Raw genomic sequence first — 26,364 nt, 5'->3', positions numbered from 1 at the left:
GTGTTGTTGGTGTTCCGCGGCCGTGCCAGCAGCTTTCGTCTATTTGTATGTCGCGCTTCCTCATTCACCGTGTGGGTAACTACCGCAAGGGCACATGTGTTGCGCGCAAAGTTGCAGCAAAATCACCGTGGTGAGGTGTGAGGGGTGGATCTGACCTCGCGGCAAGTGTTTCGCGAGAGGCGGGCCATGTCCGCAGCCCAACTGCGGTGATCCAAGGCGAAAGTATAGCGCATTGGATGTAAATCCATATTCCGGGCCTGTGGGCGCGTCACGCTAGAGTTGGCAGCATGCTTTCTACGATGCAGGAGGTGCCGTTCTCCGTCGCCCGTATTTTGGAGTTCGGGAGTTCGGTGCATGGGTCCACCAAGTGCACCACGTGGCGTGAGAATCAGCCCGAGGAGACTACGTTTTCTGCGATTGCGGCGCGTGCGGGTGCGTTTGCGAATGCGTTGCATGATGAGTTGGGCATTGATGGTGATCAGCGTGTTGCCACCCTGATGTACAACTGTGCGGAGCATCTTGAGGTGATGTTCGCTGTGGCGTCGAAAGGCGCTGTGTTCACGCCGTTGAATGTGCAGCTGATGGAGGATCAGATTGCCTACATTGTGAATCACTCTGAGGCGCAGGTGATTGTGGCGGATCCGCGTTTGGCGGGCAAGCTTGGCCGGCTGCTTGAGATGTGTCCTTTGGTGCAAACTGTTGCGTTTATTGGCACGTCTCCTGTCGCGCCGCTGGCTGATCTTTTGCCGCAGGGGGTTGATGTTCGGAGCTATGAGATGCTTTTGGACGGTCGGTCGACGCTCTTTCCCTGGCCTTCCCTGCCGGAAAACACCGCTGCTGCGTTGGTGTATTCGACTGCAACGACTGGTGCGCCGAAGGGCGTGGCGTATTCGCATCGTTCGCTGTGGCTTGAGGCGATGAGTTTGCGTGCTACGGACTCGTTGGCGGTGACGCATGGTGAGTCCTTCTTGTGCTGTATCCCGATTTATCACGTGTTGTCGTGGGGTGTTCCGCTTGCGGCATTTTTGGCGGGAACACCGTTGGTGCTGCCGGATTCAGATGTTTCTGCCCCCACGCTGGCCGCGTTGATTGCGTCTGCGCACCCGCGTGTTGCGCATGGTGTGCCTACGTTGTGGATTCAGCTGATGGTGCACTACTTGAACAATCCGCCGGAGCGTATGAGTCTGCAGGAGATCTACGTTGGCGGTTCCCCTGCCCCGCCGGGGTTGATCAAGGTGTGGGAGGAACGCTATGGCGTTGACATCGTGCATGTGTGGGGCATGACGGAGACGTCCACTGTGGGTACGGTGGCGCGCCCGCCTTCGGGCGCTGCTGGTGAGGCCCGTTGGGCGTATCGCGTTTCCCAGGGCAGGTTCGCTCCCTGGCTGGAGTACCGAGTAGTCAATGACGGCATGGTGATGGCCTCCAACGACTTGACCCAGGGTGAGATCCAGGTGCGCGGCAACCTTGTTGCGGCAAGTTACTACCACTCGCCTACGCAAGAGAACGGCAAGATGGCCTCTGAGTTCCGCGGCGAGACGGTCACGGATGAGCGGGAGCACTTTACTGCGGACGGCTGGTTGCGCACTGGTGACGTTGGCACGGTGACCTATGACGGGTTTATGACGTTGTACGACCGCGCGCGTGACGTGATTCGTTCAGGCGGTGAGTGGATCTACTCCGCCCAGGTGGAAAACCTGATCATGGAGTCCGAGGAGGTCATCGAGTGCGCGGTAATTGGGATCCCGGATAAGAAGTGGGGCGAACGCCCCCTTGCTGTAACGGTTGTTCACCCGCAGGTCGAACCCAATGCAGAGACCGCAGCTAGGCTCCGCGACGGGCTGGCTGATGTGTTGCCGCGTTGGATGGCGCCGGAGTATTGGACGTTTGTGCGCTCCATTGACAAGACGTCTGTGGGCAAGTTTGACAAGAAGGACCTGCGCAAGCACCTCAAACGCGGTGAGTTTGAGGTCATTGCGCTTCCGGGACCTGGTAACCGTAAGGCAGATTCCGCAAGCTCCGACCGCTAGAAACTTCGGGTCTTGTGGCGCAGATGCCTATCATGGGTCGAACTATGGCTCGTCCTGTTTCTTTACCAACGCCGGTGCCGGCTCGCAGACCTTCCCCGGTCGCGCCGACACCTGCCCAGTTGCCGCCGCCGCAGGAAGGCCCACGCACGCTTGTAGATACGTTTGGGCGCGTGGCGCGTGACCTGCGTGTCAGTCTCACGGATCGCTGCAACCTGCGCTGTACCTATTGCATGCCGGCAGAGGGTTTGGAGTGGATGCCCACGGAGCTTGCGCTGACGGATGAGGAGACGATCCGCCTGATCCGCATCGCCGTGGAGGATCTTGGGATTCGCCAGGTTCGCTTTACGGGTGGAGAGCCACTGTTGCGCAAGTCCCTTGAGAAGATCGTGGCTGCAACCAAGGCGATGCGCACAGACGAAGGCACATCGCCCACAACGGCGCTGACTACCAACGCGGTGGGCTTGGACAAACGTGCGCTCGCGCTGAAAGAGGCAGGCCTTGACCGCATCAACATCTCGCTGGACACCACCAGCCCCGAGCTGTATGCCGAGCTGACCCGGCGCGATCGCATCCAGGATGTGTTTTCCGGCATTGATGCTGCGCTCGAAGTAGGTCTTCACCCGGTCAAGGTCAACGCGGTGGTCATGCCGGGCGTGAATGACAACGCCATCACGGATCTGGCCACCTTTGCCCTGGATAAGGGCTTGCAGCTGCGCTTTATTGAGCAGATGCCGCTTGGCCCTCGTGAGCACTGGAAGCGCGGTGACATGGTCACGGCCGAGGAGATCCTGGATAAGCTGCGGGAATCGTTTACGTTGCGCCCTGCAGCAACGCCGCGCGGAAGTGCCCCGGCTGCGCTGTGGGACGTCACGGATGGCACGCGCAGTGGCCAGATTGGCATTATCGCTTCGGTGACACATCCGTTTTGCGGCGCGTGTGATCGCACGCGGCTAACCACGGATGGTGCGGTGCGTTCGTGTCTGTTTTCGGCGCAGGCGGATGAGATTTCGCTGCGCGACGCCATGCGTAAAGGTGCCACCGACACGGAACTGGCTGACCTGTGGGCTGCGGCGATGTGGGCGAAGAAGCCTGGCCACGGTATTGATGATCCTGGCTTTTTGCAGCCGGAGCGTCTCATGAGCGAGATCGGAGGCTAACCCATGCGCACCATCGATGAACACTTGGCTGAAGTCCTTGCGCTTGCCACGCCGCGTACTCAGAGCTTGTTGCTTCTCGACGCCACAGGCCACGCCCTCGCCTCCCCCGCCCGAGCACGGTTTGCTGTGCCGCCGTTTGAGAATGCCGCGATGGATGGCTTCGCGGTCCGGGCAAGCGACTTGGACGGTGACGGCCCGTGGACGCTGCCGGTTGCGGGTGATATCCCCGCAGGCGCCGATCCTGTGGACTGCCCACAAGGCCACGTAGTGCGAATCATGACGGGTGCGCCGATACCGGCGGGTATTGATGACCTGATTGTCATCCCAGTCGAGCAGACCAACATTGAGCGCGGGCCTGTGGAACTGCCCAAGCAGGTAACCATCAACGCGGCCGACACCAAGCGCGGCCACATCCGCCGTGCGGGCTCGGATACGCCGGTTGGTGCCGTGGTGGCGGACGTCGGCACGGTGATTGACGCCCCAACGCTTGCCGCGCTGGTGTCTACCGGCGTGCGCGAGGTTGAGGTCTACGCACTTCCCCGTGTTGCCGTCATCACCACAGGCGATGAGCTGGTCTCCTGGCCTGAGCCGATCACAGGCGCGCAGATTCCGAACTCGAATGCGCCGCTGCTCGCCCAGATCGCCCGCGATGCCGGTGCGGCCGACGTCACCGAGCTGCACGCCAGTGATGGCGCAGAGGACTTCGCGCGCACCCTCAACCAGGCCGCAAAAACACATGACATTGTGGTCACCGCTGGCGGGGTGAGTGCGGGTGCGTTTGATGTGGTGCGTCACGTAGCTAAACACAACGGCTCCATGTGGTTCGGCCATGTCGCGCAACGCCCCGGCGGCCCGCAGGGCGTTGGTTTAAGCGCCGGTACGCCGCTTGTGTGCCTGCCTGGCAATCCTGTGGCTGCGTTCGTCTCCGCGCACATGTACCTGGTGCCGCTGATTCGTGCTTTCGCCGGCATCCAACGCCCACGCCCGCAGGTGCGCGCTATAACCGCCGAAGGCTTCCCGCAGCCGCACCCGAAGGTCACTCGCCTGATTCCGGTGCGTCTGGATTACAGCGGTGCCGAACCAGTTGCGCATGCGTTTTCACAACACGTGGGCTCCCACATGGTTGCCTCGCTGACCGGCATCGACGGTATTGCGCGTCTCGCACCGGGTGACACAACCCCGCAGCATGTCCACGTCATGCTGACCACCCTCTAGACTCCACCGGTATGAAGTTCACGCACCTTAGCGCCAACGGCGAGGCCTACATGGTTGACGTCACGGCAAAGCAGCCCACCGTCCGCGAAGCAACCGCACAGGGCGAGGTTGCCTGCTCGCCTGAGGTCATGCAGGCACTGCGCGATGGCACGGTGCCCAAAGGTGATGTCTTGGCAGTCGCACGCGTGGCTGGCATTTCGGCTGCCAAAAAGGTGCCTGACCTGTTGCCACTTGCTCACACGATTGGCGTACACGGCTGTGCGGTCGAGCTTGAACTTATGGATGACCACGTGTTTATCCAGGCAACGGTGCGAACCGCGGACCGCACCGGCGTTGAGATGGAGGCGCTCACGGCGGTCTCTGTGGCCGCGCTGTCCATCGTTGACATGGTCAAAGGTGTGGACCGCTCCGCATACGTGCGCCGCATGGGCATTACCGCCAAGTCCGGTGGCCGCTCCGGCGACTGGTCCCGCGAACTCCCCCAATAATCACCGTGCCTGCGCTTTCAGTCATCATCCTCGCCGGTGGTCGCTCCACCCGCATGGGCACAGACAAGGCCCAAGTGCGGGTAGAGGGCATCAGGCTTATCGACGCCACCTTGTCAGCGCTATCTGCCCTCCCCACCGACACCACCCCAATCGTGGTCTCCCCTTTCGAGCTGGGGCTGCCATCTGGCGTCCCAACCGTGTGCGAGGACCCACCCTTCGGCGGGCCAGTGGCCGGCATTGCTGCTGGTGTGGCGCTTGCAGATGCTGATCTGGTCGCCGTTGTAGCAGTTGATGCCCCGCACTCCCCGGAAGCACTGCCGGCATTGGTTGAGGCGCTCCAGAACGCCCCGGACACTGCCGCCGCCGTCGCAGTGGACGAAGAAGGCTTTATGCAGCCGCTATGCGCGGTGTGGCGCAAGCAAGCGCTGCTTGCAGCAATAGAAAAGGTAGGCACGCGCGACGTGCCGGCGAAGGCGTTGTACAAGGTGGCGGGAAGCGTCGTCAAGCATCAGACCCAAGGCGCCGAGCGCGACTACGATACGCCAGAGGAGTTGGCCCAGCTAGGCCGGGTTGAGCTCTAGAAAACTCTGCTAGCTTTAGTGCCATGAACCGTGCCCTTGTCTGCATCTCTGTCATTACTGCTGCCGTTGCTCTTGCCGCTTGCTCCTCTGAGAGCGCAGACACCGCCGCAGGCGACAACCCGGACCTGACCGTTCTCGGCGCGGCCTCCACCCGCGTGATCAACGACGATCTGCAGGAGCTTTCCCCAAACAAATTGACCTACATCAACGCAGGCTCCTCCGACCTGGTGCAGCAGCTTGTTGAAGGCGCGCCGGGCGATCTGTTGATCACCGCCGATCAGAAGAACATGGACGATGCGGTTGCCGCCGGCGTTGTAGAGGACCCGAAGATGGTTGCCACCAACTCCATGGTGCTGGTGGTGCCGAAGGACAACCCGGCCAACATCCAAGGCGTTGAGGATCTGGAGGACGCCAAGGTAGTGATTTGTGATGAGCAGGTGCCGTGCGGTGCCGTCTCCCGCAAGCTGATCGCTGCCAACAACCTGGACTTCACCCCGGTGTCGTTGGAGCACAACGTCACGGACACACTTGGCAAGGTCACCTCCGGTGAGGCGGACGCCGGGTTTGTCTACCGCACGGACGCAGCAGCCGCAGGCGATGCCGTATTGACCTTTGACATCCCACACGCCGATGAGCACCACAACTCACTCGTCGCGGCAGTAACCACCAACACCGAGAACCCCGAGGCAGCCGCTGCCCTTCTGGCGCTGCTGATCAGCTCCAAGGACATGTGGACCAAGCACGGTTTCACGCCTGTGCAGGACTAATCCCGGCTTAGAGCAGGACGTAATCCGTGCGGCAGAAACTCTCCCCCGTTGTAGTTGTTTTGGCGTGGCTCACACTTGCGCTGATCCTCGCTCCGGTGCTTGCGCTTGGTCTGCGCGTGCCGTGGGGCGATCTTGGCACCATCGCCACGTCCGCCGAAACGAGGCAGCTGCTTGAGGTGACGTTGGCCTCCGCCGTGATAGCCACACTTGTTGCACTAGGCCTTGGGCTTCCGCTCGCGCTGTGGATGCAGCGTCTGCGCCGCGGCGCGTTCCTGGCCCGCGGCCTGGTGCTGTTGCCGCTGGCCCTGCCGCCGGTTGTTGCTGGTCTTGCGCTCTCGGCGTTCATTGGACGCCGAGGTGTGGCCGCCCCGCTGCTGGACCTGCTTGGCTGGCAGTTCGCCTTCGCCTTTCCGGGTGTGGTGGCCTCGCACGTCTACATCGCCTTGCCGTTTGTGGTGATCACGCTCGATGCCGCGCTTCGCCAGCTTGATCGCAACATCACAGAATCAGCTGCCGCCGTGGGGATTCCGCGCGGCAAAATCCTGTGGCGCATTACCCTGCCAGCCATCGCGCCTGCTCTTGCGACGGCTGCGGGCCTAGCGTTCGCACGCTCACTGGGTGAGTTCGGCACAACGCTGACCTTCGCCGGCTCCATGCCAGGGGTCACCCGCACCATGCCGCTGGGTATCTACCTGGCGCGTGAGGTGGAGCAGTCCGTGGCCTACGGGCTGGCCGCCATCCTGATCTTCCTGGCGGTTGTGTCGCTGGCGCTATCGGCACTCCCACAGCTGCTGCGCAAGAAACCTGCGGAGCCGAAACCCCGTGCCCAAAGCCCAGTTGATCAGGCGCGCCTGACCACGTTGACCAAGCCAGACCAGCCGAAGGAAGCCTCGCGCTTCCCCACCGGCAAAACCACTGCGCTCATTGGACCCAACGGTGCTGGCAAGACAACGCTGGTTCGCTCATTGGTTGCACCCGGCGCGGTCCTGCTCACCCAGAACCCTGGGTTGCCCCGCACCACCACAGCGCTCGGCGCGGTAGCCATGGTCACCGACAAGGCTGCTGAGCTACTCGACGCGGCTGGCCTGTCTGAGCTGGCCAACGTGCCAGTCACCGAGCTGTCCACCGGCCAGGCTGCCCAAGTTGCGCTGGTGCGTACCCTTGCCCCGCGACCGGGTATGTTGCTTTTAGACGAGCCACTGTCCGCCATCGACGCCCCCACCTCCGCCCAGTGGCGCTCCCTGTTGCGTGCCGCGTCCAAGGACCGCACCACGGTGATTATCACGCACGACACGGCCGACATCTTCGATCTGGCCGACTCGGTTGCTGTGCTGGAGCGCGGTGAGCTGCGCGGCCTTCAGTCTGTGGCCGACGAAGCTGCGCTTCCAACCACCGAGTTCTCCGCGCACTTAATGGGTAAGGCACGCCGCGAAGGCACCGCGGTAGGTGCTGCACGCGAAGGCGCCCCCGCTGAAGTGCGCACTGCTTCCGGCACCATCCACGGCACCATTCACGGCGTTGCCGCCACGGACCTTGAAGCAGGCGCAGCAGCGATCGCTGTCTACCCGCTTGATGCGCCAGACCAGGTGCGCATCTTCAGCGCTTAACCGCCGGCAAAGGGCGGCAATACGTCCACACGCTCGGCGCTTCCGAGGGGGGTGTCGGGGGTGGCGCGTTGGCCGTCGATAAGAAAGGTGCAGCGGTCCAGGATGGGTTGGAGGTCTGGGTGGCGCGCTGCGGCGTCGCTAAGCAAAAGCTCCAGTGTCGGCAGTGCCTCGACGTCTTCTTCGGCGAGCCCGACGGCGGCGCGGGCAGCCGCAAAATAATGGATTCGCATGCCACTACAGTAGCTGGCATGGCTCGAACTCCCGAAGATCATCTCGCTGCCGTGCGCGCGCTTGCGCCGACACTGCCCGCGGAAACCTTCCCAGTAACTGAGGCGGCGGGGCGATTCCTGGCTCAGGAAGTGCTGGCCAAGTGTGATGCGCCGAGTTTTGATAACTCCCAGATGGACGGCTACGCCCTGCCACAGGCGGGCGCGGGCACGTGGCACGTCGGCCCGACCGTGCCGGCTGGCGTGGATCCGGATGAGCTTTACCCACAAGGGCTCCACTGTGCTGCGCCGGTGATGACGGGGACGAAACTGCCCGCAGGTACCGCGGCGGTCGTGCCGGTTGAGGCCTGCACCCCTGGCGAGTTTGTCAACGAAGGCGCCGAAGTCAGCGTGCCGGATTGTCCGACGGGCCAGTTTGTACGCCTTGCCGGCTCTGACATCCGCGCAGGTGACCTGCTGGCACCTGCGGGTGCGGTGGTCACCCCGGCGCTCATCGGCGCGCTGATCGGCCAGGGTATCGCCGAAGTGCAGGTACGCAGGCGTGCACGCATTCTTACCATCACCGGCGGCAAAGAGATCGGTGGCACGGGTACTGCGAGCATTCCGGATTCCAACGGTCCGATGCTCACCGTGCTTGCGCAGCTTCACGGCATTGATGTTGTAGGCACGCTTCGCACCAACGATGACCCACATGACCTTGCCCGCGCGGTCACCCACGCCGTGGACACCCTGAATCCCGACGCGATTGTCACCTCTGGCGGGATTAGCCACGGCAAGTTTGAGGTCATCCGCCAAGTGTTTACAGATGGCTGGTACGGGCACGTCGCGCAGCAACCGGGCGGCCCGCAGGGCCTGAGTACCTTTGCGAGGGTGCCGGTGCTGAGCCTGCCGGGCAATCCGATCTCAACGTTGGTGAGTTTCCGCCTGTACGTCGCCCCCGTGTTTGGGCACGCGCCGGCGCAGGTTTGGGTGCCACTCGCGGCCGACACCACAGGCCTGGACAACCGCGAGCAGTTCCTGCGCGGGCGGATGATCGACGGCCAAGCGCACCCTATCGGCGGGCCGGGCTCGCACCTGCTCAGCCAGGCATCCCAGGCCGATTGCCTGATCCGCATCCCAGTTGCCGCCACGCTTCGCGCAGGCGAGCTGGTGATGGTCTACCCCTTGTAATTTCCCCTTGTAAGGTGGGCTGCACGATGAACACAGCACGAGTTATTGTTGCCTCCACCCGCGCCGCCGCGGGCAGATACGAGGACAAATCGGGCCCGGTTGCGGTGGAGTTTTTGCGCCGCATGGGCTTTGACACCCCGGATGCGCTTGTGGTGCCGGATGCGGAGATCGCCGGCGCTGTGCGCGGCGCGCTTGCCCAGCAGCCTGCGGTGTTGCTTACCTCGGGTGGCACGGGGCTTTCGCTTGACGACGCTACCGTAAGCGCCATCACCCCCCTTTTGGATAAGCAGCTGCCCGGGATTGTCCAGGAGTTTTTCCGCGTGGGCTTGGAAAACACGCCGACGGCAATCCTTTCCGGCGCGGTTGCGGGTTTGGCCGGTTCCACGTTTGTGATGACGCTTCCGGGTTCCCCCGGCGGGGTCAAGGACGGCTGCGCGGTGCTTGAGCCGGTGCTGCCGCACATTGTGGAGCTGATCTCCCCCGTTCACTCCGCCCCGAGGGACCCGGATTACGTCTGGGAGCAGACTGGTGTGGTTGTGGGGACGTCGATTAGCGCGGAGCCCTTGGCCGCTATTGATGTGAGCGATGTGACCACTGATGCCATGGGTGCGCTGGTGCGTTTTGAGGGCATCGTGCGCAACCACGACCACGGCGAGCGCGTTGCCGCACTGACCTATGAGTCCCATCCCACCGCCGAGGTGGAGCTTGCGCGTGTGGTGGAAGAGGTCGCCGCCAAGCACCCGGTGCGTCTGTATGCGGCGCACCGCGTGGGTCCTGTGCCGATTGGTGAGCTGGCGTTTGTGGTGCTTGCCGCCGCCGCACACCGTGGCGATGCGTTTGCCGCCTGCGAAGAGGTCGCCGACCGCGTCAAGGCCGAGGTGCCCATTTGGAAAGAGCAGCTGATGGCGGATGGCTCCACGCACTGGGTTGGCATTGATGGATAGGTACGCCCGCCAGGTCTCACTCATCGGCACCGAGGCGCAGGCCCGCATCCGCGGCGCCCGCATCGGCGTGATCGGGGCCGGCGGGCTCGGCTCGCCAGCATTGCTTTACCTTGCCGGGGCTGGTGTTGGGAGCATCCTGCTTATCGACGCCGACGTCACCTCCACCACCAACCTCCACCGCCAAATCGTCCACTCGGGAGAAACGGTAGGCGTGCCAAAGGTAGAATCCGCCGCCGCACGCCTGAAAGCGCTTAACCCTGATACCCAGGTAGATGCCGTAAATCAGCGCCTGACGTGGTCAAACGACGGTGCAGACGCTGTTGCGCTGCTCGAAGGCTGCGATGTGGTGCTGGATGGCTCCGACAACTTTGCCACCCGCCACGTGGTCTCACACGCGTGCGCGCGCCTTGGTATCCCGCACGTGTGGGGGTCCATCTTGGGCTTTGAGGCGCAGATGAGCGTGTTCTGGGCAGGCCGCGGGCCGGTGTATGAGGACCTCTTCCCTGCCCCGCCGCCACCCGGATCGGTGCCCTCGTGTGCGCAGGCGGGCGTGCTTGGCCCGTTGGTGGGTGTGGTTGGCTCCGCCATGGCTGCCGAGGCGCTCAAGATTGTCACGCGTCTCGGGGATCCACTGGTTGGTCAGCTTGGGTACTACGACATGTTGGCCGGCACCTGGGAGTACATTGCGCTTGCCCCAGACCCCCAGGTCACCGAGCAGGTGCGCACCGGCACCCCGCCGAGCGGGCCCGCTGAGGTGGAATCCATCGCCGAAGGCGCGACGATTATTGACGTACGCGAGCCCGAAGAATTCACCACCGGCCACCTGCCCGGCGCCATCAACGTGCCACTCGGGCAGATTATGGAGGGCGAAACCCCCGATGAGCTGGAAAACGGCGGGGTGATCGTCTGCGCAAGTGGCGTGCGCTCCTCTGAGGCAGTCGCCATCTTGGAGGCGCGCGGGCTGACCGGGTTGGCCAGCCTGCGCGGCGGGATGGAGCGCTTCTAAAGCAGTTCCGCTACAACTGGGCCCGCAACCTCGAGTTCGAGGACACGGAGGTTGGCCGCGCGAGCGTCGTCAAGCAGGGCTTGATCAACATCCGAAGTAGTCAGCACCATCGCGGTCGGACCCGCGCCGGACAAAAACGCAGCGTAGCCACGGTTGCGCAGTCGGTTGACCCACTCCGCGGTCACCGGCAGCACGTCTGCGCGGTACGGCTGGTGCAAACGGTCGCGGGTGCCCTCCCACAGAAGCTCCGGGTTATGCTGCAACGCCGCCGTCATCACCGCTGTGCGCGAGACGTTGAAGCGCGCATCCGTATGCGTGACGTGGCTTGGCAGCACGGCACGCACAGCGTTTGTGGACGCATGGAAGTCCGGCACAAGTGCTACCGCCTTGATCGACGGATCCACCGGAATACCCACGGCACGGTAGCTGGGCTTGGAGCGACCATCCACCGGAATGTCGGTCCAGGACACCACTGCCCCGCCGAGCACGGACGCACCCGCGTTATCCGGGTGGCCCTCAAACTCAGAGGACAGCTGCACCAGCGCGTCATTATCCAACGGCGAGCCAGCCAACGTGTTCGCGGCAACCACACCCGCCACTGCGGCGGCGGCCGAAGAGCCCAAGCCACGCGACTGCGGGATGTTGTTGTGGCAGATCACCTTGAGGCCGGGCGCGTTGGCGTCACAAGCCGCAAGACCCAAACGAATCGCCTTGACCACCAGGTGGGAGCTATCGCGCGGCAGGTCTTCCGCACCCTCGCCGATGATCTCAATCTCCAGGCCCGACGCGGTGACCTCAACCTCAACGGTGTCATAAATACCCACCGCAATGCCGAGGGTGTCAAAGCCCGGACCCAGGTTTGCCGAGGAGCCCGGAACCGTCACACGTGCGCGGGTGCCAATCTGCAGGTCAATAGCCATAACTTTCCAGTCTTTCCCGTTAGTCGTGCAGACGCAGCACGGAGTTCACCGAGCGCACGTCCTCGTGTTTGGCCAGACGGTCCACAATCTCGCGCAGATCCTTCTCGCGCGCCTTGTGCGTGACCACAATCAGGTGAGCCTCATCGCCAGACTCCTCCTGGCGCACGGCGGCAAGCGACACATCCGAATCCGCAAACTGGTGCGCCAGATCCGCCAACACGCCCACGCGGTCATTGACCGTCATGTTCACGTGGTAGCGAGTCTCCACCTCATCAAAGCCCACCACGTCATAGTTGGCGTACGGGTTTTCCGCCGGGGCGCGGCCGCCGTGGATCTTGTTGCGGGCTGCACCAACCAGATCACCCAGCACAGCGGATGCCGTCGGCGCGCCGCCTGCACCGTTGCCGTAGAACATCAGACGGCCAGCGGCCTCAGCCTCAACGAAGATTGCGTTGTAGCTCTGGTCCACGCTTGCCAGCGGGTGGTCATTCGGCACCAAGGTCGGGTGTACGCGCGCGTTCACAGCACGGGTGGAGCCGTCCTCATTAAACAGACGCTCACAAATAGCCAGCAGCTTGATCGTCTGGTTGGCCTTCTTCGCCGCCGCGATGTCCTCTGCGGTAATCGAGCTAATGCCCTCGCAGTACACATCATCAAAGGTCACGCGCGTGTGGAAGCCCATGGATGCCAAGATCGCGGCCTTGGACGCAGCGTCGTGACCCTCCACGTCCGCGGTCGGGTCAGCCTCGGCGTAGCCCAAGCGGGTGGCCTCTGCCAGTGCATCCTCGTAGCTTGCGCCAGTGGTTGCCATCGCATCCAGGATGAAGTTGGTCGTGCCGTTGACAATGCCAGCGATGCGCTGCACCTGGTCACCAGCCAGGGAACGACGCAGCATGCCCACCACCGGGATCGCCGCGGCCACAGCGGCCTCGTAGTACAAGTCCACGCCGGCTTCATTCGCCGCGTCCGCCAGCTCAGAACCGTGTGCAGCAACCAGGGCTTTGTTCGCCGTCACCACGGACTTGCCGGCACGAAGCGCCTTAAGCACCAGTTCACGCGGGTAATCGATGCCGCCGATGACCTCAACAACAACATCGACGTCGTCGCGTTCAACCAGCGAATGCGCGTCGTCTGTAAGCAACAGCCCCTGCACCTCGGGAGCATCCTTATGCTTCTCGACGTTCGACACCGCCACCCCACGAACCTCAATCGGTCCGCCGATACGCTGCTCCAGATTATTCGAGAATTCTCCAAGCAGGCGCAGCACTTCAGTACCAACGGTGCCCTTACCCAAGATGGCCACGCCGACCGGCGCGCCAGCACCCTTGCCAGGGTAGTTACCGTTGCTTTCAGCGGATGTCATTTGGATAGCTCCTTTAAGGCTCGGTTGAGTCGGCAATAACGCCACAGTGTACCGCTTTGTCTAGTAGAGCGCGCATTCAGATTCACTCCGTGATGGTTGAAAGTGGAGCTGAATCGACCATTGCATACATCTTGTACAACTTGTATGATTCGTGGCATGACTTCGACCACGCTTTCAGAGTTTCGCGCGAACCAGAGCCTCTATATTGCTTCCGCACAACGCGAGCCCGTTGAAATCCTTTCACGAGGCGCGATTCGTCGAGCGGTTCTAGTGTCACCTGAGCTGTTCGATCGCGCTATGGAAGCTCTTGAGGACAAAATGGACCTAGCTGAAGCCAGGTCAGTCGACTTGGATGACTTGGTTAGTCACGAGGATCTGATGGAGGAATTGGGATTCAATTCCAATGCCTAGGCAATATCGGATTCTTTACGCACGGTCAGCAGCAAAAGCAATTAAAAAGCTAGACCGCACCACGGCGAAGCGAATCACCGAAGCAATCAGCAATCTGGCCGAAGACCCTCGCCCAGCCGGATCAATCAAACTGGCCGGCGGTGACGGGGAGCGGCGCATTCGCATTGGAGACTACCGCGTCATCTACAAGGTGGAAGATGACCAGCTCATTGTCATTGTTTTAAAAGCTGGTCATCGTCGCAGCATCTACCAATAAGATGGCCGAGCCTCTAGCCCCGCTAGTACTCGCGGGCGAGCAAATCCTCGACCGTTTCGCGGCGCAGCATCGGCGTGACCTTGCCATCATGAACTGAAACAACCGCCGGACGGCCAAAGGCGTTGTAGTTCGACGCCATGGAATAGCAGTAGGCCCCCGTTGCCGCGAGTGCAATGAGGTCGCCGCGGACAATATCGTCTGGCCAGTTGGCGTCATTGATCAAAATGTCGCCGGACTCGCAGTGGCTGCCCACCAAACGTGTTGCAGTTGGGCTGCCGGTGGCGAGACGGTTGACCAGGCGTGCGTCGTAAAGCGAGGCGTACAGTGCCGGGCGAATGTTGTCACTCATGCCACCGTCTACGGAAATGTAGCGACGCGTCGAGGTGTAGCTGGTACTTACGTCTTTGACCACGCCGGCGCAGTACACCGTGACCGTGGAGGGGCCAGCAATAGCGCGTCCCGGCTCCACCACCACCGTCGGCGGCACAATGCCTAAGTCTTCTGCCACATTGTCCACCTCACGCAGCAGATCACGGGCCACCGCTGCCACATCCAGCGGTGCCTCATCAGCCGTATAGGCAATGCCGTATCCGCCGCCGAGATCCAGGTAGCTCAACGCCACGTTTCGCTCCCGGAAAATCTGGGCGTAGAGTCCTAGCACGCGCTGCGCCGCCAGCTTGAAGCCCTCGGCGTCAAACACCTGAGAGCCCACATGCGCGTGCAGGCCGGTCAGGTCAAGATGCGGGGAATCAATAGCGTCACAGGCAGCCTTGTAGGCAGAGCCCGATGCCAGTGACAGGCCGAACTTCTGGTCCTCATGGCTGGTGGCGATGAACTCGTGCGTGTGCGCGTCCACACCCGGTTTCACGCGCACGAACACGTCCTGGCGCACACCTGCCGCGGCGGCAACGTTTTCAAGCAGCGCAAGCTCCTCGTGGGAATCAATCACCACATGGCCTACGCCGGAATCCACGCACAGCTGCAGAAACGCGATGGATTTGTTGTTGCCGTGCACGGTGATGCGATCCGGTGGAAAATTCGCCGCAAGCGCAATGCGCAACTCGTTTTCACTAGCCACGTCCAACGAGAGACCTTCTTCATCCACCCAACGTGCAATCGTGCGGGTGAGAAACGCCTTCGATGCGTAATGCACGTTCTCGGCTGCCTTGAACGCAGTCGCCATATCACGGCAACGGGAACGGAAGTCATCCTCATCCACCACCATCACAGGAGTGCCGTACTCTTCAGCAATCTGTGTCAGTGGCACACCGGCGATGGAGACCACACCGTCATGGTCGTCACGGTCGTCATGGTCCCGGCGCGCGTTACGCGGCCAAACATGTTCGGGTAGCCCGTTGAAGGCCTCCAAGTCCTGCAGTGGGGTGCGCCTGGGCTCTGTTGCACGCTGTGCTGCGGGGACGTCTTCTCTTGGGTGAGTCATTTACATCCGCTCCGGCGCGCTCACGCCCAGCATGGCAAGTGCGTTGGACAGCACCTGGCGGGTGGCCTGGGCCAGTGCAAGGCGTGCGGCGTGGATCGGCGCTGGCTGCTCATCTGCCTTGGGCAGGATGTGGCAGGAGTCGTAGAACTTGTGGAAGGCACTAGCCAGTTCCTCGGCGTAGCGGGCCACGCGGTGCGGTTCACGAAGCTCAGCGGCCGCCTTGACCACTGCCGGGAACTCACCGAGTGTGCGGATCAGGTCGCCTTCCTTTTCATGCTCAAGCAGGCCCAAGTCCAATTCCCCATCGGTGCTGAGGCCAGCCTCCTGGGCACGGCGGTCAATGGAGCACAGACGTGCGTGGCCGTACTGGACGTAATACACCGGGTTATCGGAAGATGCCTTGGTCCACAGATCCAGGTCAATATCCAGGGTGGAGTCCACAGAGGAGCGAACCAGCGAGTAGCGGGCACCGTCCACCCCAATTGCGTCAACCAGGTCATCCAGAGTAATCACGGTGCCAGCGCGCTTGGACATCTTGACTGCCTGGCCGTCGCGCACCAGGTTCACCAGTTGGCCGATCAGCACCTCTACTGCTTCTGGGTCATAGCCCAGTGCCTGTGCTGCCGCGCGCAGACGCGCAATGTAGCCGTGGTGGTCTGCACCCAGCATGTAGATAGCCAGGTTGTGGCCGCGGTCAAACTTGTCCGCCACATAAGCAATGTCGCCAGCAATGTAGGCGGCGTTGCCGTCAGACTTGATCACTACACGGTCCTTGTCATCACCAAAGTCTGTGGAGCGCAGCCACCACGCGCCCTCAGATTCGTAGAGATTGCCATTGTCCTTCAGCTTCTGAATTGCGCGATCCACCGCGCCGGATTCAAACAGAGAGTTCTCATGGAAGTACACGTCAAAGTCCACACCGAACTCGTGCAAGGACTCCTTGATCTGCGCAAACATCATCTCTACGCCCTCGGCGCGAAACAGTTCCTGTACCTGCGCATCAGAGCTGCTCAAGGCTTCCGGCTGCTTTGTCATAATCGCGGCTGCGATCTCCTGGATGTAGGCCCCGCCGTAGCCGTCTTCCGGGGTTGGTTCGTTCTTCGCGGCAGCAACCAGGGAGCGAGCAAAGCGATCAATCTGCCCACCGTGGTCATTGAAGTAGTACTCGCGCGTGACCTCTGCACCGGCGGCTTCCAAAACACGGCCAAGCGAGTCGCCCACGGCAGCCCAACGGGTGCCCCCGAGGTGAATTGGGCCCGTTGGGTTTGCGGAGACAAATTCCAGGTTGATTTTCTTGCCTGCGTACAGATCCGAGTTACCAAAGGCCGTACCCGCCTCCAGGATCTGAGCAACGAGCTGCCCCTGCGCGTCAGAGGCCAAACGCAGGTTGATAAAGCCCGGGCCGGCGATCTCGGCGGAGGAAATTGCGGGGTGGTTGCCCAATGCGTCCACAAGCAACTGGCCCAGCTCACGCGGGTTTAAGCCAACCTTCTTGGCCACCTGCAGTGCCACGTTCGTGGCGTAATCACCGTGTTCTGGGTTTCGGGGACGCTCAACCGTCACTACCTCAGGCACGGCGGATGTATCCAAACCGCGCTGCTCAAGCACGTCGATAGTGAACTGGCGAATGGTAGCTGCAAGATCTGCTGGAGTCATGAAAAAGCAGTCTACGTCACGCGGGCACAAGGGCGTGTTACTAGGGAATTCCCTTAAATAATACAAAGGGTGAGATAATTCTCTTCGACTTTGTTTTCCACCCCATATCACCCACCGAGGAGCGCGTACATGAACCAGTTTCAGGTTGTCACTGACGCTGTCGGCGGCAGCGTCGGACTATCGGCGTTGGTGTCTACTCTGCCACTGCTGACCTTCTTCATCATGCTGCTGGGCGTCAAGGCCCGTGCACACACGTCCGGCGCCGTAGCCCTGCTCGTTGCAGGCCTGGTTGCCATCTTTGGCTTTAACATGCCAACCGCTTTGGCTATCTCTTCGGCCTTCCGCGGCGGCTTGTTTGGCCTCTTCCCCATCGTCTTTGTGATTCTGACGGCGATCTGGTTCTACCAAATCACTGTTGCGTCCGGACGTTTTGAGGACCTGCGCATGGTCTTTGACAAGATGGGCAACGGTGACGTGCGCATTCAGGCCATGCTCATCGCCTTCTGCTTCGGTGGTCTGCTTGAAGCGCTCGCTGGCTTCGGCGCTCCGGTTGCAATTACCGCGACCATGATCCTGGCCCTTGGAATCCCGCCGCTGAAGGCCGCCACCATTGTGTTGATTGCAAACACCGCACCGGTGGCGTTCGGCGCCGTGGCCATCCCCATCACCACCGCTGGTAACGTCGGCGGCCGTACCCTTGAGCAGACCGAGAACATCGCTGCAATTGTGGGCCACCAAACCCCCTTCCTGGCATTCTTCGTTCCGTTCATCATCGCCCTGCTTATCGACGGCTGGCGTGGCGTCCGCGAAACCCTCCCTGCCGCATTTGTTATCGGCCTTTCCTTCGGTATCGCACAGTGGTGGACCTCCAACCACTTTGCGTACCAGCTCACGGACGTGGTTGCGTGCATCATTGCACTGGGCGCTGCCTTCATCCTTCTGCGGTTCTGGCAGCCGAAGGGCGTTGATGCACTACGTGAGCGCCTAGATCTTCCGGAGCTGACCGCTGCTGACGAAAAGGAACTGACCTCCAACCGCGTTTTCATGGCACTTTTGCCGTATGCCGTAGTTGTGGTTGTTTTCGGCCTTGCCAACCTGGGCACCGCTATTCCGACCTGGCTGAAGCAATTCACCATCTCTTTCCCGTGGCCGGGCCTAGACGGCAAGCTGCTCAACGCAGCTGGCGGAGAAGTCAACAGCGATTACTCCTTTGCCTACATCAATAACCCAGGCAGCCTGATGGTGATCTCCGCGATCATCGTGGCCATCATCTACATGGCGTTCAATGAAAATGGCCGCTACTCCCTTACTTGGGGCCAGGTGGGCAAGGAGTTCGTGGACACTGCCTGGAAGATGCGCTGGTCTGCACTGACCATCGTGCTGGTGCTGGCACTGGCGTACGTGATGAACTACTCCGGCCAGACCGTGACCATTGGTGAGTTCTTTGCCAACCTCGGCCCGGCGTTCGCGTTCTTCGCCCCGATCCTCGGCTGGGTGGGAGTGGCCGTGACCGGCTCCGACACCTCCGCAAACGCACTGTTTGCCAACCTGCAGGTCACCGCTGCAAACCACCTCGGTTTGAACCCGGATCTGATGCTGGCTGCAAACACCACCGGTGGTGTTGTGGGCAAGATGATCTCCCCGCAGTCCCTGGCTATTGCCGCAACCGCGGTGAGCATGGAAGGCAAGGAGTCCGAGATCTTCAAGAAGGTTGTCGGCTGGTCCTTCCTGTTCCTGCTCGCGATTTGTACGATCGTCTTCCTGCAGACGAACGTGCTTTCCTTCCTGGCGCCCGTGGTCAACTAACGGTCAACTAATGGCCAACTAACGGTTGCCCCAGATATGTGGCCCCATTCACCTCTTGGTGGATGGGGCTTTCGCTTATCTTCTGTATATCTTCTGCCACGGCTGTAGAAGTGTGCCCAGACGCGCTAAGATAGTATCTGTGCGACTGCGCTTACTTTGCCGCGCGCTTTGTGCGCATTTGTTTGCAAAGTTTTCAAGCGTTTTGAACACCTAAATAACCGCAAAACCAAACCAAGGAGCTCACATGCGAGTAGCGCTGTTTTCTACTTGTATCGGTGATGCCCTCTTCCCCGACGCTCACAAGGCTTCCGCTCTTGTGCTTTCACGCCTGGGCTATGAAGTGGTCTTCCCCGAAACTCAGACCTGCTGCGGTCAAATGCACGTCAACACCGGCTACCAGGAACAGGCAATGCCGATTGTGGAGACGTACGTTGACACCTTCTCCGACCCGTCCATTGATTACGTGGTTGTCCCCTCCGGCTCGTGTACCGGCGCTGTGCGTGAGCAGCACGTGCACTTGGCCGAGCGCTTCGGAAGCAAGGCGCTTGTAGACGGCGCGAAGCAAACCGCGAAGAAGACCCTGGATCTGTCCGAGTTCATTGTGGACGTGGCTGGCACCTACGATGTGGGCGCGTTCTTCCCGCACCGCGTGACCTACCACTCCTCCTGCCACTCCCTGCGCTTCCTGAAGGTGGGTGAGCGTCCACTGGAGCTGCTTCGCAACGTCGAGGGCCTGGAGCTTGTAGACCTGCCGAATTCGGAAGAATGCTGCGGCTTCGGCGGTACTTTCTCGGTGAAGATGTCTGAGGTTTCCTCCGCGATGGTCAGCGACAAGGTTCGCCACATCAAGGAGACCAACGCCGAGTACGTCACTGCCGGTGACTCCTCCTGCTTGATGAACATTGCTGGTGCCATGAGCCGTCAGCACTCCGGTGTGCGTGCGTTGCACATGGCTGAGATCCTGGCGTCTACCAAGGAGCACCCGTGGACGCCGACGTCCGCTGCTTACTCGAGGGAGAAAATGCTGTGAAAGTTGCACTTGGTAAACCCCAGATGCCGCCGCATGCAGTTGGCCCGAACCACCTGCGCGGTACCGAGAAGTTCCAGAAGGCTGCGCACCATGAGCTGGACAACGTAACTAAGCGTCGCAACCTGAACTACGCCACCACCACCATTCGTGTGAAGCGTCAAAACGCCGTAGATGAGCTGGATGACTGGCAGGATCTGCGCGACACTGGCTCCGCGGTGAAGAAAGACGTCATGGCGCGTCTTCCGGAGCTCTTAGAAGAGTTTGAGCGCAATGTCACCGCCCGCGGTGGTCACGTGCACTGGGCACGCGACTCCAAGGAGGCCAATGAGATTATCGCTCGCCTGATTGAGCAAACAGGCGAGAAGAACGTGGTCAAGATCAAGTCCATGGCCACCCAAGAAATCGCGCTGAATGAAGAGCTGGAAAAGCGCGGCATCTTCGCGCAGGAGACTGACCTGGCTGAGCTGATTGTGCAGCTGGGTGAGGATTTCCCCTCGCACATTCTGGTGCCGGCAATTCACCGCAACCGCGCAGAGATCCGCGACATCTTTGTAAATAAGATGCCGAATACGGATGACACGCTGACCAGTGACCCGTCTGAGCTTGCAGATGCCGCTCGTTCCTACCTGCGTGAGCAGTTCATGAAGGCCAAGGTGGCCATTTCTGGCGTGAACTTTGGCATTGCTGAAACCGGCACGGTGTCCATCGTGGAGTCTGAGGGCAACGGCCGTATGTGCCTGACCATGCCGGAAACGCTGATTTCTGTGATGGGCATTGAGAAGCTGCTGCCGTCCTTTGATGATCTAGGCGTATTCTTGCAGCTTCTGCCGCGCTCCTCTACCGCGGAGCGCATGAACCCGTACACCTCCCTGTGGACGGGCGTGACTGAGGGCGACGGCCCGAAGAACTTCCACATCGTTTTGCTGGACAACGGCCGTACCGCCGCAATGTCCAACGAGATCGGCCGCGAGGCACTCAAGTGCATCCGCTGCTCTGCCTGCCTGAATGTCTGCCCGGTGTACGAGCGTGCTGGTGGCCACTCCTACGGTTCCACCTACCCCGGACCGATCGGTGCTATCTTGACCCCGCAGCTGACCGGTATCGATTCTGCTTCGGATCCGAACAGCTCGCTGCCGTTCGCGTCTTCTCTGTGCGGACGCTGCAACGAGGTCTGCCCAGTAAAGATCCCGATCACGGACATTTTGCTGGAGCTGCGCTACCAGAAGGCTAAGAACGAGCCGACGCGCTGGGAGCAGACTGCGTTTAGCGCGATCAGCTTGCTGTGGGGCAAGCCTGCGCTGTGGAACCGCGCGGTGCGCATGGTAGCGCTCGGCCGTGTGCTTGGTGGCTTTAACGGCACCATTGACACGATGCCGCCGCCGATCTCTGGCTGGACGCAGTACCGCGACGTTGCAGTACCGCCGAAGAAGTCCTTCCGCCAGTGGTGGGAGACGGACGAGGCACAGGAGCTTTTGGCTAACGCCCGCAAGGAAGGCATTCCTTCCAAAAACGGCAACCCGGAGGGTGAGAAGTAAATGACTACGAAAGCTACGTCCAACGCTGTTACGGGCGGCTCGTTTGGTGACGATGAACGCCGCAACGCAGATGCCAAGCAGGAGATGCTGAGCCGCATCCGCAACGCACAGCAGCTTGCGAACACCCCGAAGCACGTGGACATTCCGCGCAACTACCACACCACCTGGGACAAGAGCACCGAGGAACTGCGCGAGATCCTGATTGACCGCCTGCTGGACTACAAGGCCACGGTTGTGGAAACCACCGAGGCTGACTTGGGCAAGGACATTGCCAAGGCCTTGGCTGATCGCGGTTGGGACAAGGTGGTCTACGCCCCGGGGCTTGACCCGAAGCTGTTCGATGAGGTCACAGGCTCCGTGCGTGCCGACGACCCGTCGAGCGACCCCCGCGATCTCGGCGATGTTGTTGCCGTGACCGACTCCCACGTCTCCGCAGCAATCAGCGGCACGATCGTGCTTGAGGCCAACGAGGTTTGCGGCCGCCGCTCCCTGTCGCTGGTGCCGGATCACCACGTGTGCATCGTTCGCCCGGAAACCGTGGTTTACGGCGTGCCGGAGATGATCGCGCGCTTAGATCCGCTCAAGCCCAACACAATGCTCTCGGGTGGCTCTGCTACCTCCGACATTGAGCTTGTGCGTGTTGAGGGTGTGCACGGCCCGCGCGACCTGGTTGTGATGATTGTGAAGTAAGGGTTTTTACGGCCTTTACCCACCCGCACGAAACGGCCAGTCACTTCCCTTTTGCGGTAGTGACTGGCCGTTTCGCTGTCATTGTTTCCCGTGCCACGCTTGTCATCGCGCGCAACAATGATTATGCGCGACCAAGCATGTAAGACCGTGAAGTTGCCCTGTGCAGTCTTGACCGATTTCCTCACAAAACCCTGAATCCGGCGCAGACTTGCCCGGTTGCGCCCCAACGCGGCCCAACGCGGCCCAGCGCGGCCCAATTTCCAGGCCCGCACTACTGGGTGCTAGGATTTCGGGACGAAGTCTCCGTAGCTCAGTGGATTAGAGCATCGGTTTCCGGTACCGAAGGTCGCAGGTTCGAATCCTGTCGGGGACACTGTTGTCCTCAGTCGCGACATAGTTGACAACTCAGTCGCGACATGGTGGACAAACCGGTGCCTCGGTTTTTATTTTTCCGAGGTGCCGGTTTTGTTTTTAGGTCAGTGGGGGTTGGCCTTTTCGCCAGTATGGTTTTTGGTAATTGCGGGATGTGTCGATGTAGTGCTCGGTGATGATTTCGCCGGTCTCTTTTAGGGACCTGACCCCTGTTTGGTAGACACCCCTGATTCCGACCGTGTTGGGTCGGGGAAAGGTAGCCTGCCTCCATGCCTAGGAAGGTTTATTCGGATCAGTTCAAGCGCGACGCGGTCGCGATGTACGAGAACGATCCACACATCTCGTTCAATGCCGCAGCCGCAGACTTAGGGATCAACCGCACCACGCTTCGCTCGTGGGTTGACAAGTACGGCACCGGCGCAAAGACCAAGAGTTCAGCGGATGTACGTGCCAATCGCGCCAAGCAGCTCACAGATGCAGAACAGATACGCCAATTGCAGCGCGAAATCGCTCAGCTGAAAGAAGAACGCGATATCTTGCGCAAGGCGGCCAAATATTTTATGGAAGAGACAAACTGGTGATCCGCTTCCAGTTTGTTGATGACCACCGCACCGATTACTCGGCCAAGCGGATGTGTACTGTCCTTGGGCTTAATCGCAGCTCCTATTACAAATGGAGAAACAGCAAACCCCAACGGCAACGCCGACTAGTCGATGATGGCATTTTGGGTGCGAAGATCACGGCAGTCTTCGAGGAGAAAAACCAGCTCTACGGCGCGAAACGCATCGCCGCAGAACTGACCTATAACGACGCCTACAACGACAATGGCCCAGTCAACCATAAGCGCGTCGCCCGGATTATGAAGAAGCTTCGACTCTGTGGCTACACCAAAAACGCAAGGTCACCACAACCCGGCGTGGGGCCGGTCGCGTAGTGTTTGCCGACCTAGTCAAGCGGGATTTCACGGCACCAGCTGCAAATAAGGTACTGGTGGGCGATATCACCTATCTGCCGATTGCAGACGGGTCGAATATGTATTTAGCTACGGTGATTGACTGCTACTCCAGGATGCTCGTTGGCTTTGCCATCGCCGAGCACATGCGCACCGAACTCGTCGAGGAAGCGCTTGAGCATGCGCACCGAACCCGCGGTGATCTTGCTGGAGCGATCTTTCATTCGGACCACGGAAGTGTCTATACCTCGTCGCAGTTTCAGGCCACCTGCCGCAGGCTCAACCTCACCCAGTCAATGGGTGAGGTTGGCACCAGTGCCGATAATTCGCTTGCGGAGTCGTTTAACGCCACGCTGAAACGAGAGGTACTCAAAGACGAGAAAGTCTTTGCCAACCAGCTTGTCTGCCGGCGAGCAGTCTTCGCATGGTGCGTGCGCTACAACACCAGCCGAAGGCACTCCTGGTGCAAGTACCTCACCCCCACAGAGTACGAAGCCCTCGTCGCATAACCATGTGCTAAAGTAAGCCCCGTAATTTCACCATTGATGGTGTCTACTTTTCGGGGGTCGGGCCCGGATGCTGGAGCATGAGGAAGATGAACGCATTCAAGAGACTGGTCGCCACTGTTGTTGCCGCAAGTGCGGTGGGGGCGACGCTGTCCGGGTGCGGTGGCCAGAATACGCTCGTCAAGGCCGCGGACGAGGTGCGGAAGAAGGCGCACTGCGAGGCGGTTGAGTCGTTTAGTGATTGGGATGACGGGGAATTCAAGTTTCTCCGCGGCAAGCGGTCCTTCCAAGAAGTCAGGGACCAAACGTGGGCGATGTATATCACCGCCTCAGAGAAGGACAAAGAAAAGCTCAAGCCGGCGATCGACACGTTTTATCGGGAACTTGACCAGTTGCAAGAGATCAGCGAGACGGAGGATCTCTGGGAGGGCACGCTAGGCATTCTGGGCTGGTACGGGTCCCAAAAGGTTCGAGATCAGCCAGTCGGTCGCGCGTATGTGGAACTGATTGACTACGCAGACAACAACCGATGTGACACGGTGTATTACCGGTAGGTCGTTCGTCGCAAAATAAAAGCGCTGGGCATAACACCCAACGCTTTTTGTCGTGCGGTACTGACTATACCTCGTAGCCCATCGGGGAGCCAGGGCCGAGCGGGATGCCGGCGAAGTACCAGATCATGAAGAAGATGAACCAGCCCGCCAGCATGCACAGCGAGTACGGCAGGGCGAGCGACATCAGGGTGCCCACGCCGGCCTTCTTGTAGTACTTCTGCAGGAATGTCAGGGCCAGTGCGAAGTAGGGCGACATTGGGGTGATGATGTTCGACGGGGAGTCACCGATACGGAACAGCATCTGGGAGACCTCGGGGGAGACGTTGACGTACATCATCATCGGCACCACCACCGGTGCCATCAGTGCCCACTGGGCGGAGCCGGAGGTGATGAACAGGTTGATCAGCGCCACCATGACCACAAACGCGAGGAATAGCACCGCGTTCGGCAGATTCCACGCCTGCAGCAGCTCCGCACCCTTGATGGCGGTCCAGGGGCCCAGGTTGGACCACTGGAAGTACGCCAGGAACTGGGCGACGGCGAAGAACAGCACCAAAATCGGCAGCATGGACTCTAAGCCCTTAGCCATGAACTTCGGCAGATCCGCGGCCTCCTTGACGGTGCCCACGATCAGGCCGTAGACCAGGCCGGTGACAAAGAAGATCAGGGTGATCGGCACGGCAATCGCGCGGATCAAGGGCGACTCCATGAAGCCCTCCTCCGGACGCGCGAACGGGGAGGCCGGGACCAGAAGCAGGACGAAGTAAGCGACGAGGGCGACGACCAGGGTCACGCCGGTCCAGGCGAGGCCCTTGCGCTCCAGTGGGGTTAGCGAGAGGTCATCGTCGTCGGTCAGGTGGGAATCGTCCGGCTGGGCGGAGTCGTTGATTTGGAGTTCGTCTTCGTCGATGTGGTCGTCGTCGATAAGCGCTTGCGCCTTCTTCTCCACATAAAACTCCGTCACCGCAGTGATCACCAGCGCCAGCACAATGGCGGACGGGATGACGAAGAAGATGTTGGCAAGCGGGGAGACCTCGTAGTTGGCGTCGACAAGTTGCGCCGCCGAGGTGGAAATGCCGGCGAGCAGCAGGTCGGTGATGTTGAGGATCAGCGAGGAGTTAAAGCCTGCCGACGACGCCGCGAACGCCACCATTGCACCCACCACCGGCGAGCGCCCAACCGCATGAAACGCCATCGCGCCCAACGGAATGATGATCACATAAATCGCATCCGAGGCGATCGAACCGGTCACGCCGGCAAGCGCGACCATAAACGTCAGCATCTTGCCGCTGACCTTGTCCACCATCGCGCGCACCATCGCCGCCAGCAGACCGGTTTGCTCCGCCACGGCAACACCAAGCATCACCGCCAGGATCACACCCAGCGGCGGAAACGCGATGAAGTTCTCCACCGCATCCGTGATCATGCGCGAGATGTTCTCGCCGGTCAGCAGGCTTTCTACGTGGATCTCTTCGCCGGAGGCGGGGTCGATAGCGGACAAGCCCGCCTTGCTGGCAATCCATGAGGAGACGACTACAACGCCACTCAAAATGACAAACAGCCAGAAGGGCTCCGGCAGCTTGTTGCCTATTCGCTCGATCCAGCCGAGGAAGCCGGTCATGCCGTCTTGGTTGTTGTCAGGTTTGGTTTGTTTTTCGCGCTGCTTGTCGGCACGGGTTT

Annotated in this window: 23 protein-coding genes, 1 tRNA gene and 1 pseudogene; 19 read left to right on the top strand and 6 right to left on the bottom strand. The window is 60.9% G+C overall.

Features of this window, described 5'->3' with window-relative positions; genetic code table 11:
• Window positions 1-287: 287 nt before the first annotated feature.
• From I6I71_RS08080 to I6I71_RS08050, 7 genes are read left to right on the top strand one after another with little or no spacing between them, the layout of a single operon-like run.
• Window positions 288-2,030, top strand: a complete 1,743-nt coding sequence (locus I6I71_RS08080; protein ID WP_201820225.1) for a long-chain fatty-acid--CoA ligase — start codon at window positions 288-290, stop codon at window positions 2,028-2,030.
• 44 nt (window positions 2,031-2,074) lie between these two features.
• Complete coding sequence (moaA, locus tag I6I71_RS08075; protein WP_414017432.1) at window positions 2,075-3,187, top strand: GTP 3',8-cyclase MoaA; 1,113 nt, start codon at window positions 2,075-2,077, stop codon at window positions 3,185-3,187.
• Window positions 3,188-3,190: 3 nt separating this feature from the next.
• Window positions 3,191-4,402, top strand: coding sequence for a molybdopterin molybdotransferase MoeA (locus I6I71_RS08070; protein ID WP_201820220.1), 1,212 nt, complete (start codon window positions 3,191-3,193; stop codon window positions 4,400-4,402).
• An 11-nt stretch (window positions 4,403-4,413) separates the two neighbouring features.
• Entirely contained in the window at window positions 4,414-4,890 is a 477-nt protein-coding gene (moaC, locus tag I6I71_RS08065; RefSeq protein WP_201820217.1) for a cyclic pyranopterin monophosphate synthase MoaC, read from the top strand.
• Window positions 4,891-4,895: 5 nt separating this feature from the next.
• Window positions 4,896-5,471 (top strand): molybdenum cofactor guanylyltransferase, encoded by a 576-nt coding sequence (gene mobA, locus I6I71_RS08060; RefSeq protein WP_343828359.1) that lies wholly within the window; start codon window positions 4,896-4,898, stop codon window positions 5,469-5,471.
• Between the two features lie 23 nt (window positions 5,472-5,494).
• A complete protein-coding gene (gene modA / locus I6I71_RS08055; RefSeq protein WP_201820214.1) occupies window positions 5,495-6,238 on the top strand; it encodes a molybdate ABC transporter substrate-binding protein in 744 nt (247 codons plus the stop codon).
• Window positions 6,239-6,264: 26 nt separating this feature from the next.
• Window positions 6,265-7,845 (top strand): ABC transporter permease subunit, encoded by a 1,581-nt coding sequence (locus I6I71_RS08050; protein WP_201820211.1) that lies wholly within the window; start codon window positions 6,265-6,267, stop codon window positions 7,843-7,845.
• On the opposite strand, the gene I6I71_RS08045 is transcribed toward I6I71_RS08050, so the two are convergent.
• The gene (locus I6I71_RS08045) at window positions 7,842-8,075 is read right to left on the bottom strand and encodes a MoaD/ThiS family protein (protein WP_201820208.1); all 234 of its coding nucleotides are present in this window, start codon (window positions 8,073-8,075) and stop codon (window positions 7,842-7,844) included. The genes I6I71_RS08050 and I6I71_RS08045 overlap by 4 nt on opposite strands.
• Window positions 8,076-8,093: 18 nt before the next feature.
• Between I6I71_RS08045 and I6I71_RS08040 the strand changes: the two genes are divergently transcribed.
• Genes I6I71_RS08040 through I6I71_RS08030 form a run of 3 tightly spaced genes read left to right on the top strand, consistent with a single transcriptional unit; the run spans window position 8,094 to window position 11,192 of the window.
• The gene (locus tag I6I71_RS08040) at window positions 8,094-9,242 is read left to right on the top strand and encodes a molybdopterin molybdotransferase MoeA (protein WP_201820205.1); all 1,149 of its coding nucleotides are present in this window, start codon (window positions 8,094-8,096) and stop codon (window positions 9,240-9,242) included.
• A gap of 26 nt (window positions 9,243-9,268) precedes the next feature.
• The gene (locus I6I71_RS12225) at window positions 9,269-10,186 is read left to right on the top strand and encodes a molybdenum cofactor biosynthesis protein MoaE (protein WP_201820202.1); all 918 of its coding nucleotides are present in this window, start codon (window positions 9,269-9,271) and stop codon (window positions 10,184-10,186) included.
• On the top strand, window positions 10,179-11,192 hold the full coding sequence (locus I6I71_RS08030; RefSeq protein WP_201820199.1) for a ThiF family adenylyltransferase: 1,014 nt from the start codon (window positions 10,179-10,181) through the stop codon (window positions 11,190-11,192). Before I6I71_RS12225 ends, I6I71_RS08030 begins: the two co-directional genes overlap by 8 nt.
• Here the strand turns inward: I6I71_RS08030 and thrB are convergent.
• Window positions 11,189-12,112 (bottom strand): homoserine kinase, encoded by a 924-nt coding sequence (thrB, locus tag I6I71_RS08025; RefSeq protein WP_201820194.1) that lies wholly within the window; start codon window positions 12,110-12,112, stop codon window positions 11,189-11,191. The genes I6I71_RS08030 and thrB overlap by 4 nt on opposite strands.
• A gap of 19 nt (window positions 12,113-12,131) precedes the next feature.
• Window positions 12,132-13,475: a homoserine dehydrogenase gene (locus I6I71_RS08020; RefSeq protein ID WP_201820192.1), complete on the bottom strand. Its 1,344-nt coding sequence runs from the start codon at window positions 13,473-13,475 to the stop codon at window positions 12,132-12,134.
• A gap of 156 nt (window positions 13,476-13,631) precedes the next feature.
• Here I6I71_RS08020 and I6I71_RS08015 point away from each other — a divergent pair, with 156 nt between their 5' ends.
• Together I6I71_RS08015 and I6I71_RS08010 are read left to right on the top strand one after the other, a co-directional pair.
• Window positions 13,632-13,886 carry a type II toxin-antitoxin system Phd/YefM family antitoxin gene (locus tag I6I71_RS08015; protein ID WP_052206383.1) on the top strand — a complete coding sequence of 85 codons (255 nt, stop codon included), beginning with the start codon at window positions 13,632-13,634 and terminating at the stop codon, window positions 13,884-13,886.
• The gene (locus I6I71_RS08010) at window positions 13,879-14,142 is read left to right on the top strand and encodes a type II toxin-antitoxin system RelE family toxin (protein ID WP_052204705.1); all 264 of its coding nucleotides are present in this window, start codon (window positions 13,879-13,881) and stop codon (window positions 14,140-14,142) included. Before I6I71_RS08015 ends, I6I71_RS08010 begins: the two co-directional genes overlap by 8 nt.
• Window positions 14,143-14,164: 22 nt before the next feature.
• On the opposite strand, the gene lysA is transcribed toward I6I71_RS08010, so the two are convergent.
• Both lysA and argS read right to left on the bottom strand, forming a co-directional pair.
• Complete coding sequence (gene lysA / locus I6I71_RS08005; RefSeq protein ID WP_236587447.1) at window positions 14,165-15,520, bottom strand: diaminopimelate decarboxylase; 1,356 nt, start codon at window positions 15,518-15,520, stop codon at window positions 14,165-14,167.
• Window positions 15,521-15,583: 63 nt separating this feature from the next.
• The gene (argS, locus tag I6I71_RS08000) at window positions 15,584-17,239 is read right to left on the bottom strand and encodes an arginine--tRNA ligase (RefSeq protein ID WP_201820188.1); all 1,656 of its coding nucleotides are present in this window, start codon (window positions 17,237-17,239) and stop codon (window positions 15,584-15,586) included.
• A gap of 129 nt (window positions 17,240-17,368) precedes the next feature.
• Between argS and I6I71_RS07995 the strand changes: the two genes are divergently transcribed.
• From I6I71_RS07995 to I6I71_RS07965, 7 genes and pseudogenes are all read left to right on the top strand, one after another.
• Window positions 17,369-19,045, top strand: a complete 1,677-nt coding sequence (locus I6I71_RS07995; RefSeq protein WP_201820185.1) for an L-lactate permease — start codon at window positions 17,369-17,371, stop codon at window positions 19,043-19,045.
• A gap of 244 nt (window positions 19,046-19,289) precedes the next feature.
• On the top strand, window positions 19,290-20,075 hold the full coding sequence (locus I6I71_RS07990) for a (Fe-S)-binding protein (RefSeq protein ID WP_052204711.1): 786 nt from the start codon (window positions 19,290-19,292) through the stop codon (window positions 20,073-20,075).
• Window positions 20,072-21,610 (top strand): LutB/LldF family L-lactate oxidation iron-sulfur protein, encoded by a 1,539-nt coding sequence (locus I6I71_RS07985; protein ID WP_201820182.1) that lies wholly within the window; start codon window positions 20,072-20,074, stop codon window positions 21,608-21,610. The genes I6I71_RS07990 and I6I71_RS07985 overlap by 4 nt, the downstream gene beginning before the upstream one ends.
• Before the next feature lie 84 nt (window positions 21,611-21,694).
• The gene (locus tag I6I71_RS07980) at window positions 21,695-22,300 is read left to right on the top strand and encodes a LutC/YkgG family protein (RefSeq protein ID WP_236587446.1); all 606 of its coding nucleotides are present in this window, start codon (window positions 21,695-21,697) and stop codon (window positions 22,298-22,300) included.
• Window positions 22,301-22,599: 299 nt separating this feature from the next.
• Window positions 22,600-22,673, top strand: a tRNA-Arg gene (locus tag I6I71_RS07975).
• A 268-nt stretch (window positions 22,674-22,941) separates the two neighbouring features.
• Window positions 22,942-24,133 (top strand): annotated as a pseudogene (locus I6I71_RS07970) (IS3 family transposase).
• Window positions 24,134-24,219: 86 nt separating this feature from the next.
• Window positions 24,220-24,684 (top strand): hypothetical protein, encoded by a 465-nt coding sequence (locus I6I71_RS07965; protein WP_201820175.1) that lies wholly within the window; start codon window positions 24,220-24,222, stop codon window positions 24,682-24,684.
• A 64-nt stretch (window positions 24,685-24,748) separates the two neighbouring features.
• On the opposite strand, the gene I6I71_RS07960 is transcribed toward I6I71_RS07965, so the two are convergent.
• The gene (locus I6I71_RS07960; RefSeq protein ID WP_201823562.1) at window positions 24,749-26,305 is read right to left on the bottom strand and encodes an AbgT family transporter; all 1,557 of its coding nucleotides are present in this window, start codon (window positions 26,303-26,305) and stop codon (window positions 24,749-24,751) included.
• Between the last annotated feature and the right edge of the window lie 59 nt (window positions 26,306-26,364).

The sequence above is a fragment of the Corynebacterium riegelii genome (assembly GCF_016728505.1).
Lineage (GTDB): Bacteria > Actinomycetota > Actinomycetes > Mycobacteriales > Mycobacteriaceae > Corynebacterium > Corynebacterium riegelii.
The sequence above is the reverse complement of the archived record's forward strand: the minus strand, read 5'-3'. Positions and strand labels throughout refer to the sequence as shown.